A 14399-nucleotide genomic window follows, 5' to 3' on the forward strand; every position below is an offset into this window, starting at 1 on the left:
CCGGATCATCGCCCTCAGGTCCACCCAGTGGAGAGGTGAACGATGGTTGCGGTCGACGACTCCCGTGCCCGGATTGATTCCGCCGACGAGCCGGTGGCCGTGATCGGCGTGGCGTGCAGGCTGCCCGGCGCCGCCGACCCGGACCGGTTCTGGGCGCTGCTGAGCGGCGGCGTCGACGCGGTGGCCGAGATCCCGCCCGAGCGCCGCGGCGACGCCGAGCCCGAGTACCCCTTCGGCGGTTTCCTCGACCGCGTCGACGGCTTCGACGCCGCCTTCTTCGGCATCTCGCCGAAGGAGGCCGCGGCGATGGACCCCCAGCAGCGGCTGGTGCTGGAGCTGGCGTGGGAGGCGCTGGAGCGCTCCAGGGTCGTGCCCGCCGACCTGCGCGACACCCGGACCGGGGTGTTCATCGGCGCGATCGCCGACGACTACGCCACGCTGGTCCGCGGCCGGGGCGTGATCGACCGGTTCTCCATGACCGGCCTGCACCGCGCCATGATCGCCAACCGGGTGTCCTACGCGCTCGGCGTGCGCGGGCCCAGCCTCACCGTCGACACCGCGCAGTCCTCGTCGCTGGTCGCCGTGCACATGGCGTGCGAGAGCCTGCGCCGCGGCGAGTCCACGCTGGCCGTCGCGGGCGGCGTGCACCTCAACCTCGCCGCGGAGAGCACGCTCAGCGCGGCCCGCTTCGGCGGGCTGTCCCCCAGCGGCCGGTGCTTCACCTTCGACGAGCGCGCCGACGGGTTCGTCCGCGGCGAGGGCGGCGGCCTCGTCGTGCTCAAGCCGCTCTCGGCCGCCCTGGCCGACGGCGACCCCGTGCTGGGTGTCCTGCTGGGCAGCGCGGTCACCAACGACGGCGTCAGCGCCGGGCTGACCGTGCCCAGCGCCCTCGCCCAGCAGGAGGCCATGGGCCTGGCCTACCAGCGCGCGGGCGTGGACCCGGCCGAGGTGCGCTACGTCGAGCTGCACGGCAGCGGCACCGCCGTGGGCGACCCGATCGAGGCCGCGGCCGTCGGCGCGGTGTTCGGCCCGGGGCGGCGCGCGCCGCTGCCGGTGGGCTCGGTGAAGACCAACATCGGCCACCTCGAAGGCGCGGGCGGCGTCGCGGGCCTGATCAAGGTGCTGCTGAGCATCGTCAACGGCCAGCTGCCGCCGAGCCTCAACCACGAGCGCCCCAACCCGCGCATCCCGATGGACGAGCTGGGCATCCGGGTCCAGCGCGAGCTGGGTCCGTGGCCGGACGGGCCCGCCGTCGCCGGGGTGTCCTCCTTCGGCATGGGCGGCACCAACTGCCACGTCGTGCTCTCCGCGCCGCCTCCGGTCCCCGAGCCCGAGACCGGGCGCACGGGCGGTGAACTGCCCTGGGTCCTGTCCGGGCACGGCCGCGCCGCCCTGGCGGGCCAGGCCCGGCTGCTGGCCGAGGTCGCCGGGCGCGACCACCCCGCCGACATCGGGGCCTCGCTGGCCGCGACCCGCTCGGCGCTGTCGGACCGGGCTGTGGTGTTCGGCGTCGAGTCCGCCGATTTCGCCGCCGGGCTCGACGGGCTGGCCCAGGGCCTCGGCGGTCCGGGCACCGTGGCGGGCCGGGTGGTCGGCGGCCCTGGTCCGGTGTTCGTCTTCCCCGGCCAGGGCTGGCAGTGGGCGGGCATGGGGGAGCGGCTGCTCGCCGAGTCGCCCGTGTTCGCCGCGTCCATCGACGCCTGCGCGACCGCGCTCGCTCCGCACGTGGACTGGTCGCTGCGCGAGGTGCTGGCCGGTGGGCCGGGGGCTCCCGGCTTGGACCGGGTCGATGTCGTGCAGCCCGCGCTGTGGGCGGTGATGGTGTCACTGGCGGCGCTGTGGCGCTCGGTGGGGGTGGAGCCCGCGGCCGTGGTGGGCCACTCGCAGGGCGAGATCGCCGCCGCTGTCGTCGCGGGTGGACTGTCCCTTGAGGATGGCGCCAAGGTCGTCGCGCTGCGCAGCGCGCTGATCGGCCAGGTGCTGGCGGGCCGCGGCGGGATGCTGTCGGTCGGGCTGGGCCACACCGAGGCCCAGGCGCTGATCGGCGACCGGGCGGTGTCGGTGGCCGCGGTCAACGGCGTCGCCTCCACCGTGCTCTCCGGCGACCTGCCCGACCTGGAGGCGATCCGCGCCGGGCTGGCCGCCCGGGACGTCCCGGTGCGGCTGCTGCCGGTGGACTACGCCTCGCACTCCGCCCACGTCGAGGCGCTGTGCGGGGATCTGCTGGCCGCGCTCGCCGGGCTGGAGCCCCGGTCCTCGTCGGTGCCGTTCCTGTCGGCCACCACCGGCGAGCTGCTCGACACCGCCGAGCTGACCGGCGACTACTGGTACCGCAACCTGCGCCTGCCCGTGCGCTTCGACGCCGCGGTCCGCGCGCTCATCGGCGCGGGCCACCGGCTGTTCGTCGAGCAGTCGGCCCACCCCGTGCTGGTGACCGGCGTCGGGGAGCTGCTGGAGTCCCTGGACATGACCGGCGCGACGGTCGGGTCGCTGCGCCGCGACGACGGCGGGCTCGACCGGTTCCTCCGCTCGGCCGCCCAGGCCTGGACCCACGGCGCCGCCGTGCGCTGGACCGAGCTGGTCACCGGTCGCGCCGTCGACCTGCCCACCTACGCCTTCCAGCGCGAACGCCACTGGATCGACGCAGGCACGGGCGCGCCCGCGCGCCCGGCGATCGCCGCAGCGCCCCCGGTTCCCGCCCGCCGCGCCGACACCGACCTGGCCACCCTGGTGCTCACCCACGCCGCCGCCGTCCTCGGCCACCGCTCGCCCGACGCGGTCGACCCGGCCCGCACGTTCAAGGACCTGGGCTTCGACTCCCTCGGCGCGGTCGACCTGCGCGACCGGCTCAGCGCCGCCACCGGGGCCGCCCTGCCGACCGGGGTCCTGTTCGACCACCCGACCCCGCTGGCGCTGATCCGCCATCTCGCGGGCGAGGCGCGACCGGCCCGCGCCGCCGCCGGGCCCGCCGAGGACGACGACCCCATCGTCATCTCGGCCATGGCCTGCCGGTACCCGGGCGGCGTCGGCTCGCCCGAGCAGCTGTGGCGGCTGGTCGCCGACGGCGTGGACGCCACCGGCGACTTCCCCGGCGACCGCGGGTGGGACCTCGGCGCGCTGGCCGACCCGGCCCGGCTCGGCGGCTCGCACACCCGCCGCGGCGGGTTCCTGGACGCCGCCGACCGCTTCGACGCGGCGTTCTTCGACATCAGCCCGCGCGAGGCCACCGCGATGGACCCGCAGCAGCGGGTGCTGCTGGAGACGGCGTGGGAGGCCTTCGAGCACGGCGGCATCGATCCGGCCGACCTGCGCGGCACGCCGGTCGGGGTGTTCATCGGCGCGATGTCGCAGGACTACGGCCCGCGCCTGCACCGGCCCGTCGAGGGCTACGACGGATACCTGCTCACCGGCACCACCGCCAGCGTCGCCTCCGGCAGGCTGGCCTACCACTTCGGGTTCGAGGGCCCGGCGGTCACCGTCGACACGGCGTGCTCGTCGTCGCTGGTCGCCCTGCACATGGCGGTGCGGTCGCTGCGCGCGGGCGACTGCGACATCGCCATCGCGGGCGGTGTCGCGGTGATGGCCAACCCCGGGCTGTTCGTGGACTTCAGCAGGCAGGGCGGGCTGGCCCCGGACGGGCGGTGCAAGTCCTTCGGCGCGGGCGCGGACGGCACCGCGTGGTCGGAGGGCGTCGGCCTGCTGGTCATCCAGCGGCTCTCGGCGGCCCGCGCCCGCGGGCACCGGGTGCTGGCGGTGGTCCGCGGCTCGGCGGTGAACTCCGATGGGGCGTCCAACGGGCTCACCGCGCCCAACGGCCCGGCACAGCAGCGGGTCATCGAGGACGCGCTGGCCGCCGCCGGACTTCGACCGTCTGATGTGGACGTGGTTGACGCGCACGGCACCGGGACGAGGCTGGGTGATCCGATCGAGGCGGAGGCGTTGATCGCGGCGTACGGCCGTGATCGGGAGCAGCCGCTGTGGCTGGGGTCGTTGAAGTCCAACATCGGGCATACCCAGGCGGCGGCTGGTGTCGGCAGTGTCATCAAGATGGTGATGGCGATGCGGCACGGTGAGCTGCCCAGGACGCTGCACGTGGATGAGCCGACCCCGCACGTGGACTGGTCGGCGGGCACGGTCCGGCTGCTCACCGAGGAGCGGGCCTGGGATGCTGACCGCCCGCGGCGGGCCGGGGTGTCCTCCTTCGGGATCTCCGGCACCAACGCCCACGTCATCGTGGAATCGATCGCGGAACCGATCACGGAGTCGGCCGAGGAGCAGGCCCGGCCCGCCGATGCGCCCTGGGTGATCTCGGCCCGCACACCCACCGCACTCGCCGACCACGCCCGGCAGTTGGCCGCGCACCTGCGCTCGCGGTCGGAAGACCCTGGGGCCGTCGCCCGTGCGCTGGGTTCCCGGCCGCTGCTGGCCCACCGCGCCGCCGTCATCGGTGGCGACGTGCTCGTCGCGCTCGACGCCGTGGCCGACGGCACGACCCCGGACAACGCCGTGCGCGGGACGGCCGCGCCCACCGGGCGCACCGCGTTCCTGTTCTCCGGACAGGGTTCCCAGCGACCCGGGGTGTGCCGCGAGCTGTACGAGACCCGGCCTGCCTTCCGCGCGGCGCTGGCGGAGATCGCCGCCGCGTTCGGCGAGCTGCCGCTGCTGGAGCTGGTGCTGGCCGAGCCGGACAGCCCGGAGGCCGCGCGGCTGGACAGCACCCGCTGGACCCAGCCGGTGCTGTTCGCCATCGAGGTGGCACTGTTCCGCCTGCTGGAGTCGTGGGGGATCACGCCCGACTACCTGATGGGTCACTCCATCGGCGAACTGGCCGCCGCCCACGTCGCCGGGGTGCTCTCGCTGCCCGACGCCGCCCGCCTGGTCACCGCGCGCGGCGAGCTGATGCAGGCGCTGCCCGAGACCGGGGCGATGGTGTCGGTCCGCGCGGGCGAGGACGCTGTGCGCGCCGCGATGGCCGGTCACGCCGGTGTCGACGTCGCCGCCCTGAACGGTCCTCTCGCGACGGTCCTCTCCGGCGACGAGGAAGCGGTGCTGGCCATCGCCGCCGACCTCACCGCGCGCGGCCACAAGACCACCCGCCTGCGGGTCAGCCACGCCTTCCACTCCCCGCTCATGGAGCCGATGCTCGACGGCCTGCGCGCCGTCGCCGCCGGGCTCACCTTCCACCCGCCGCGCATCCCGATCGTCACCAACGTCACCGGCGAACTCGCCGACCCGGCCCGGCTGGCCACCCCCGAGCACTGGGTGGAGCAGGTGCGCGGGGCCGTGCGGTTCCTGCCCGGCCTGCGGGCGCTGGCCGCCGAGGGCGTGGACACCTTCATCGAGCTGGGCCCCGGCGGCACCCTCGCCGCCATGGTCCCCGACGCGCTGGCCGAGGACACCGTCACGGCGGTTCCGCTGCTGCGCAAGGGGCACGGCGAGAACCGGACCGCGCTCACCGCGGCCGCCGCCGTCCACCTGCGGCGGCCCGCCATCGACTGGGCCGCGCTCGCCCCCGGCGGGCAGGCCGCCGAGCTGCCCACCTACCCCTTCGAGCGCAAGCGGTTCTGGCTGTCCTCGCACGAGGGCGGACGCTCCGATGTGGACCACCCGCTGCTCGATACCGCCGTGGAGGTGGCGGGAACCGGGGAGACGGTGCTTACCGGCGCGCTGTCGCTGGACACCCGCGGCTGGCTGGCCGACCACGCCGTCGGCGGGACCGTCCTGCTGCCCGGCACGGCGATGCTGGAGCTGGCCGCGCACGGCGGCGCGCACGTCGGCGCCGCGGCGGTGGACGAGCTGACGCTGGAATCGCCCTGCGTGCTCGGCCCCGAGGGGCTGACCGTGCAGGTCGTCGTCGGGGACCAGGAGCCCGACGCCGACGCGGGCGTGCGGCGGGTGGCCGTGTACTCCCGGCGCGAGGCCGGCGACTGGACCCGGCACGCCTCCGGCCTGGTGTCCGAACCGGACTCCGACAGCGCCGCCGCCGCCGGGCCGTGGCCGCCGCCGGACGCCGAGCCGGTCGACCTCACCGACGCCTACGCCGTCCTGGCCGAGCGCGGCTACGAGTACGGCCCGGCCTTCCAGGGCCTGCGGGCGCTCTGGCGGGTGGGAGAGGACCTCTGCGCCGAGGTCGCCGTCGACCCCGACGACGCCCGCCCCTACGGCGTGCACCCCGCACTGCTCGACGCCGTGCTGCACGCGGTCGTGCTGGACCGCCCGAGCCCCGGCGCCGGGGAGATCGCCCTGCCGTTCGCCTGGACCGGCGTGCGCGTGCACGCCCCCGGCGCCGGGGTGCTGCGCGCCCGGATCAGCCCGGCGGGACCGGACGCCGTCGCCATCACGGCCACCGACGCCCTCGGCGCACCCGTCGTCACCGCGGCCTCGCTGGCGCTGCGCACCACCCGGACCGACCGCCTGGCCGAGCGCACCCTGTACGAGGTGCGGTGGACCGAGGTCGGGCCCGCCGACCCGGGTGAGGCCCCGTGGGCGGTCATCGGCGACACCGACCTGGTGCAGGACGTCGCCTTCGGCCTGGGCCGCCAGGTCCAGGTGCACTACGACCTGCCCTCGCTGGCCGACGCCGTCGGATACGGCGGCGAGGTGCCGCCGGTGGTGCTCGCCGACGGCGACGTCCCGCTCGGCGACCTCGTGGAGACCGTGCAGACCTGGCTCGCCCAAGACCGCACCGCCGACGCCCGGCTCGTGGTGCTCACCCGCGCCGACGACCTCGACGCCGCCGCCGCGCGCGGCCTGCTGCGCAGCGCCGCGACCGAGCACCCCGGCCGCTTCACGGCCGTCGCCATCGATGACGATCCCGCCTCGCACGCCGCCCTGCCCGCCGCCGTCGCCGCGGGGGAGCCGGAGCTGTCCGTGCGCGCCGGTGTCGTGCGGGCACCCCGGCTCGCCGCCCTGGCTCCCGGCGAGGCCGAGTCCTCGGGCCTGGGCGGGGGAACCGTGCTGATCACCGGGGGCACCGGCGCGCTCGGCGGGCTGCTGGCCCGCCACCTCGTCGCCACCGGCCAGGCGAGCGACCTGCTGCTCACCGGCAGGCGCGGCGCGGACGCCGACGGCGTCGCCGAGCTGGTGGCCGAGCTGACCGCGGCGGGCGCGAGCGTGGCGGTGGCCGCCTGCGACGTGGCCGACCGCGCCGCCGTCGCCGCGGTGCTCGCCGACCGGCGGCTCTCCGACCGGAGGATCACAGCCGTCATTCACGCCGCGGGCGTGCTGGACGACGCCCCGGTGTCGAGCCTGGGCGTGGAGCGCGTCGAGGCGGTCCTGCGGCCCAAGGCCGTCGGCGCGTGGAACCTGCACGAGCTGACCCGCGACCACGATCTGGCCGCCTTCGTGCTGTTCTCCTCGATCGCGGGCACCGCGGGCACCGCCGGTCAGGCCGCCTACGCCGCGGCCAACTCCTACCTCGACGAACTGGCCCGGCACCGCCGCGCCCAGGGCCTGCCCGCGCTCTCGCTCGGCTGGGGCCTGTGGGAGCACGGCATGGGCCAGCGGCTCGGCGCGGCCGACCTGGCCAGGATGGCCCGCACGGGGATCGCGCCGCTGCCCACCGCCGACGCGCTCGCCCTGTTCGACCAGGCGCTGGCCGCCGACCGCGCGCACGTCCTGCCGCTGCGGCTCGACCTGTCCGCGCTGCGCGACGAGCCGCCCGCCCTGCTGAGCGGCCTGGTCCGCCTCGCCCGCCCGGTCGCGGGCCCGCAGCGGCCGGGCGCCGCCGCGCCCGCCTCCGACCTGGCCACCCGGCTCGCCGGCCGCGCGCCCGCCGAGCAGCGCGCCGAGCTGGTCGCGCTGCTGCGCGGGCATCTCGCCGCCGTCCTCGGGCACACCGACGCGGCGGCGGTCGACAGCGAGCGGCCCTTCGCCGAGCAGGGCATCGACTCGCTGTCCTCAGTGGAGCTGCGCAACCGGGTCAACACCGCGACCGGCATGCGGCTGCCCACCAGCCTGCTGTTCGACTACCCGAGCGTCGCCGCGCTGGCCGAGCACCTGCGCGAGGAGATCGTCGGCGCCGCGATCCCGGTCCAGGCCGCACCCGTGGCGGTCGACCCGGCCCCCGCCGACGAGCTGATCGCCATCGTCGGCATGGCCTGCCGCTACCCCGGCGGCGTGCGCAGCCCCGAGGACCTGTGGGAACTGGTGGCCGGGGGAGTGGACGCCATCGGCGAGTTCCCGACCGACCGCGGCTGGGACCTCGACGGCGTCTACCACCCCGACCCCGACCACCTGGGCACCTCGTACACCCGCAACGGCGGGTTCCTCGACGGCGCCGCCGACTTCGACCCCGCGTTCTTCGGCGTCAGCCCGCGCGAGGCCGGGGCGATGGACCCGCAGCACCGCCAGCTGCTGGAGGTCGGCTACGAGGCGCTGGAGCGGGCCGTGATCGATCCGGCCGGGCTGCGCGGCAGCCGGACCGGCGTGTTCATGGGGATCATGCACCACGACTACGACTCGGTCGTGCGCCGTGCGGCCGACAGCGTGGAGGGCTTCATCGGCGTCGGCGGCAGCATCGCCTCCGGGCGCGTCTCCTACCACCTCGGGCTGGAGGGCCCGGCCGTCACCGTCGACACGGCGTGCTCGTCGTCGCTGGTCGCGCTGCACCTGGCCGCCCAGGCCCTGCGCGGCGGCGAGTGCGACCTGGCGCTGGCGGGCGGGGTCACGGTCATGGCGACCACCGCGCCGTTCGTGGACTTCAGCAGGCAGCGCGGGCTGGCCCCGGACGGGCGGTGCAAGTCCTTCGCCGCGGGCGCGGACGGCACCGCGTGGTCGGAGGGCGTCGGCGTGCTGGTGCTGGAGCAGCTGTCGGACGCGCGGGCCAGGGGCCACCACGTGCTCGCGGTGCTGCGCGGCTCGGCGGTGAACCAGGACGGGGCGTCCAACGGGCTCACCGCGCCCAACGGGCCGGCACAGCAGCGGGTCGTGCGCCAGGCGCTCACCGCCGCCGGACTCCAACCGTCTGATGTGGACGCGGTTGACGCGCACGGCACCGGGACGAGGCTGGGTGATCCGATCGAGGCGGAGGCGTTGATCGCGGCGTACGGCCGTGATCGGGAGCAGCCGCTGTGGCTGGGGTCGTTGAAGTCCAACATCGGGCATACCCAGGCGGCGGCTGGTGTCGGCAGTGTCATCAAGATGGTGATGGCGATGCGGCACGGTGAGCTGCCCAGGACGCTGCACGTTGATGAGCCGACCCCGCACGTGGACTGGTCGGCGGGCACCGTCCGCCTGGCCACCGAGCACCTGCCCTGGCCGGAGACCGGGCGCGCGCGGCGGGCCGGGGTGTCCTCCTTCGGGATCTCCGGCACCAACGCCCACATCATCGTCGAGCACACGCCCGCCGAGCCCGCCCCGGCCGGCGCACTGCCCGCTCCGGTGGCCCTGGTGCTGTCCGGCCGCACTCCGCACGCGCTGGCCCGCCAGGCTGAGCGGCTGGCCGACTGGGTCGGCCAGGACGCCACCGACCTCGCCGGAGCCGCCACGGCCCTGGCCCGGGGCCGGGCGGGCTGGGAGCACCGGGCGGTGGTGGTCGGGCGCGAGCGCGCCGGGCTGCTGGCCGGGCTGCGCGCCGCCGCTGACGGCGCGGCGGCGGACACCCTCGTCACGGGCCGGGTGGGCGAGCACGGCAAGACAGTGTTCGTCTTCCCCGGCCAGGGATCGCAGTGGGAAGGCATGGCGGCGGGCCTGCTGGACACCTCCCCGGTGTTCGCCGCCGCTCTGCGCGACTGCGACGCCGCGCTGGCCCCGTACGTGGACTACTCGGTGGAGAAGGTGCTGCGCGAGCGGCTGCCGCTGGAGCGGGTCGATGTGATTCAACCGGCGCTGTTCGCGGTGATGGTGTCGCTGGCACGGCTCTGGGAATCCCGGGGCATCCGCCCGGACGCGGTCATCGGCCACTCGCAGGGGGAGATCGCGGCGGCCTGCGTGGCAGGCGCGCTGTCGCTGCCGGACGCGGCCCAGGTGGTGGCGGTGCGGGCGCGGGAGCTGCGGGCGATCGCCGGGCTCGGCGGCATGGTGTCACTGGCCATGCCGGTCGAGCGGGCCCGCGACCTGGTGGCGGGCTACGCCGGGCACGTGGACATCGCGACGGTGAACGGCCCCGAGGCGGTCGTGGTCGCGGGCGACCCGGACGCGCTGGAGGACATCATCGCGCTCTGCGAGACCGACGGGGTCCGGGCCCGCCGCATCCCGGTGGACTACGCCTCCCACACCCACCACGTCGAGGCGATCCGCGACCGGCTCCGGTTCCCCGACCTCTCACCCCAGACCCCCGACACCCGCTTCTACTCGACGGTCTTGGCGGCCGAAGTGGCCGCACCGCTGGACGGCGAGTACTGGTACCGCAACCTGCGCCACACCGTGCGCTTCCACGACACGGTGCAGGCCCTCGCCGCCGACGGGCACCGCACGTTCATCGAGATCAGCCCGCACCCGGTGCTGACCTTCCCGGTGCAGGACACCGTCCCCGACGCGCACGTGCAGGGCACGCTGCGCCGCGACCACGACGACGCCCTCCAGTTCGGCGGCGCGCTGGCCCGGCTGCACGTGATCGGCCGCCCGGTCTCCTGGGACGAGTCCGAACTGGGTGGCGCGGACCTCGCACTGCCCACCTACCCGTTCGAGCGCACCCGGTACTGGCTCGCGGCGAAGCCCGGCGGGCACCAAGCCGACGGCGACGGGCACCCGCTGGCGCCATCGGCCACCGAGCACCCGAGCACCGGCGGGTCCCTGCACACCGGACGCGTCGGGCCGGACACCCACCCGTGGACCGCCGACCACGCCGTGGGCGGAACCGTCCTGCTGCCCGGCGCGGCGCTGGTCGACCTCGTCGCCCGGCTGGGTCCGGTGGCCGAGCTGACGCTGGAGGAGCCGCTGGTCCTCGACACCTCCCGCACGCTGCGGATGGTGGTGGACCCGGGCGAGGCAGGCGACAGCGTCGCGCTGTACTCGCGGGAGGGTGACGGCGAGTGGACGCGGCACGCCGTCGGCCTGCTGGCCGACACCACGACCGCCCCGGACACCGAGTGGACCCCCTCCGGGGAGGCCGTCGACATCTCCGAGGCCTACGAGCGCTTGGCCGACACCGGATACGAGTACGGCCCGGTGTTCCAGGGGCTGCGGTCCCTGCGCGAGGACGGCGACGACCGCTACGCCGAGGTGGCCCTGCCGGACGACGTCCCCGTCGACGGCTACGGGGTGCACCCGGCGCTGTTCGACGCCGCGCTGCACGCGGCCGTCATCGGCCGCGACCGGGTAGTGCTGCCGTTCGCCTGGCAGGGCGTGAGCGTGCACGCCACGGGCGCGCGGACGCTGCGGGTCCGGGTCAGGACCATCGGGCAGGACACGGTCTCGGTCGTGGCCGTCGACCCCGCCGGCCGCGCGGTCCTCAGCGTCGACTCGCTGGCGCTGCGCCCGCCCCGGTCCGGCGGCGGGGCGACCCGCGACGTGGCCTTCCGGACCGACTGGGTGGCGGTGCGGGCGGAGGCCGCCGAGGTGCCGGCCCACGAGGTGCTGGACTTCGCGCCGCCGTCGGTCCAGGCCATGCCGGACGCGCTGGCCGAGGTCCTGCGCGCGGTGCGGGAGCGGATCGCCGACGAGACCACAGTGGACACTCGTCTGGTGGTGCGCACCCGCGACGCCTTCGCCGACCCGGCGAGCGCGCCCGTGTGGGGCCTGCTCCGCTCGGCGCAGACCGAGCACCCGGACCGGTTCGTCCTCGTCGACACCGACGGCGACCCGGCCTCGGACGCCGCGCTGCCCGCCGCGCTGGCCACCGGGGAGGCGCAACTGTCGCTGCGCGGCGGCGCCGTGCTCGCGCCCAGACTGGTGCGGACGCGGACCGAGCGGCCCACCTGGGCGCCCGGCGACGGGACGGTCCTGGTCACCGGGGGCACGGGCGCGCTCGGCGCGGCCGTCGCCCGGCACCTCGTCTCGGCCCACGGCGTCGGCAACCTGCTCCTGGTGAGCCGCTCGGGCGGCGCTGAGGAACTGGTCGCCGAGCTGACGCGGGCAGGCGCGCGGGTCACCGTCGCGGCCTGCGACGCCGCCGACCGCGACCGCCTCGCCGCCGTGCTCGCCGCCATCCCGGCCGAGCACCCGCTGGTCGGCGTCGTGCACGCGGCCGGGGTGCTTGACGACGCCACCGTCGCCTCGATGGGTGAGGACGCGCTGCGCCGCGTGCTGGCGGCCAAGGCGACCTCGGCCTGGCACCTGCACGAGCTGACCGCGGACCTCGACCTGCCGGTGTTCGTGCTGTTCTCCTCCCTCGCGGGCCAACTCGGCAACGCGGGCCAGGGAAACTACGCCGCCGCGAACGTCTTCCTCGACGCCCTCGCCCGCCACCGCCGCGACCGCGGCCAGGCCGCGTCGTCGGTGGCGTGGGGCCTGTGGCGACAGGACAGCGGGATGACGGCGGACCTGACCGACGCCGATGTCGCGCGGCTGGCCCGCTCCGGGGTCCGCTCGCTGACCGACGAGCAGGGTCTGGCCCTGTTCGACGCCGCGCTCGCGGGCGAGGACCTCATCGGCGCGGCGCTGGCGCCCTCCACGCTGCGCGATCTGCGCTCCGCGGGCGCGCTGTCCCCGGTGCTGCGCGAGCTGGTCCCCGCGGTGCGCAAGCGGGCCGAGCCGGGCGAACCGTGGGCCGACCGGCTCGCCGAGCTGAGCCCGACCCGCCAGCGCGAGGTCCTGCTGGGCCTGGTCCGCACGGCGGCGGCCGAGGTGCTGGCCTTCCCCGGCCCGGACGCGGTCACCCCCGACCGCCCGCTGCTCGACCTCGGCTTCGACTCGCTGACCGCCATGCAGCTGCGCAACCGGCTGGCGGCCGACACCGGCCTGCGCCTGCCCAGCACCCTGGTCTTCGACCAGCCGACCGCGACCGCCATCGTGGACTACCTGAGCCTGGAACTGATCCCGGCCCCGCCCACCGCCGAAGAGCTGGTGCTGGCCGAGATCACCCGCCTCGAAGCGGTCCTGGCCGACGCGGCCACCCGCGCCGCGGCCACCCACCACCTGCGCCGCCTCCTGTCCCGCGTGGACGCCGCGGACGCACCCGTCCTCGACCGGTACGACTCGGCGACGGACGAGGAGATCTTCGCCTTGCTGGACAACGAACTGTGACCAAGGGGATGCCCGTGACCAGGAACCAGCTGGAGAGCGTGCGCGAGTTCACCCGCGCCGAACTGCTCGACTGGACCGCCCTCGACGCGGTCGCCGAACTCCCGGCGCCCGCCCACCACCGATTCCACGACCTCGGCCTGGCCAACTGGTGGCTCCCCGGCAAGGACGGCACCCCCGGCCTCGGCCTGGCCGAGAGCGTGGACATCGTCTCCGAACTCGCCTACGGCGACGCCGGGGCGGCGTTCACCCTGTTCATCTCGATCCTGGGAACCAGCATGGTGTCCCTCTACGGCAGCGACGACCTGCGTGAGCGCTACCTGTCGCCGATGCGCTCGGAGGGTTCGTTCTGCGCGACGCTGGGCAGCGAGCACGACGCCGGGAGCGAACTCGCCAGAACGGCGTCGGTGGCCGCCCGCGCAGGCGGCGACGTCGTGCTGAACGGCGAGAAGTTCTTCTCCACCAACTCCGGCTTCGCCGACTTCCTGGTGGTCATCGCCCGGTCGGCGGAGAACCCGGCCAGCCACGTCGCGGTCGTGGTGCCCGCGGACACGCCGGGGGTGGAGGTCGTCCGCCGGTGGCCGATGAACGGCCTGCGGGCCTCGGGCACCTACCAGGTGAGCCTGCGCGACGTGCGGGTCCCGGCCGACCACGTGCTGAACGGGCCGGGCCTGCGGCTGCTGGAGGTCGGCCTGAACGCCAGCCGCATCCTGATCTCGGCCACCGCCGTGGGGATCGCCCGGCGCGTCCGCGACCTGTGCATGGACTACGCGAAGTCCAAGCCGCTGAAGGGGTCGACCCTGCTGAACAACGCGGTGTTCGCGGCCAAGCTGGGGCAGATGGAGGCGCAGATCGAGGTGATGCGCAACCAATGCCTGGCCGCGGCCCGCGAGTACGACGAGATCATCGCCGCTCCTGGCGCCGCGGCGGTGTTCGCCCGTCGGGGGACGATGAAGGCCGCCATGACGACGAAGCTGTTCTGCGGGCAGACCGGCTGGGAGCTGGCGAGCGTGGGGTCGGAGATGTTCGGCGGGCTGGGCTACACCGAGGACCTGCCGATCGGGAAGCTGCTGCGCGACATGCGGTACGTCTCCATCGTCGAGGGCGGCGACGACGTGCTCCGGGACGTGATCTTCAGCCGGTACGTGATCCCGGTGTCCAAGCGGGTGTGAGACCCGAGCGCCCAAGCCCGCACCCCCACGGAGGGTGCGGGCTTTCGCGTGTGGCGAGAAGGATGACGGCGGACGTCCCGGGAAAGGCTCCACCCCACCGGGCGG

At 75.6% G+C, this 14399-nt stretch carries 2 protein-coding genes; both read left to right on the forward strand.

The features are described 5' to 3' along the window. Positions 1–42: 42 nt before the first annotated feature. Positions 43–13125 carry an SDR family NAD(P)-dependent oxidoreductase gene (locus ACFPM7_RS05755; RefSeq protein ID WP_378244583.1) on the forward strand — a complete coding sequence of 4361 codons (13083 nt, stop codon included), beginning with the start codon at positions 43–45 and terminating at the stop codon, positions 13123–13125. Between the two features lie 14 nt (positions 13126–13139). Then, on the forward strand, positions 13140–14294 hold the full coding sequence (locus ACFPM7_RS05760) for an acyl-CoA dehydrogenase family protein (RefSeq protein WP_378244585.1): 1155 nt from the start codon (positions 13140–13142) through the stop codon (positions 14292–14294). The last annotated feature ends 105 nt before the right edge of the window (positions 14295–14399 follow it).

The sequence above is a fragment of the Actinokineospora guangxiensis genome (assembly GCF_042657845.1).
GTDB lineage: Bacteria > Actinomycetota > Actinomycetes > Mycobacteriales > Pseudonocardiaceae > Actinokineospora > Actinokineospora guangxiensis.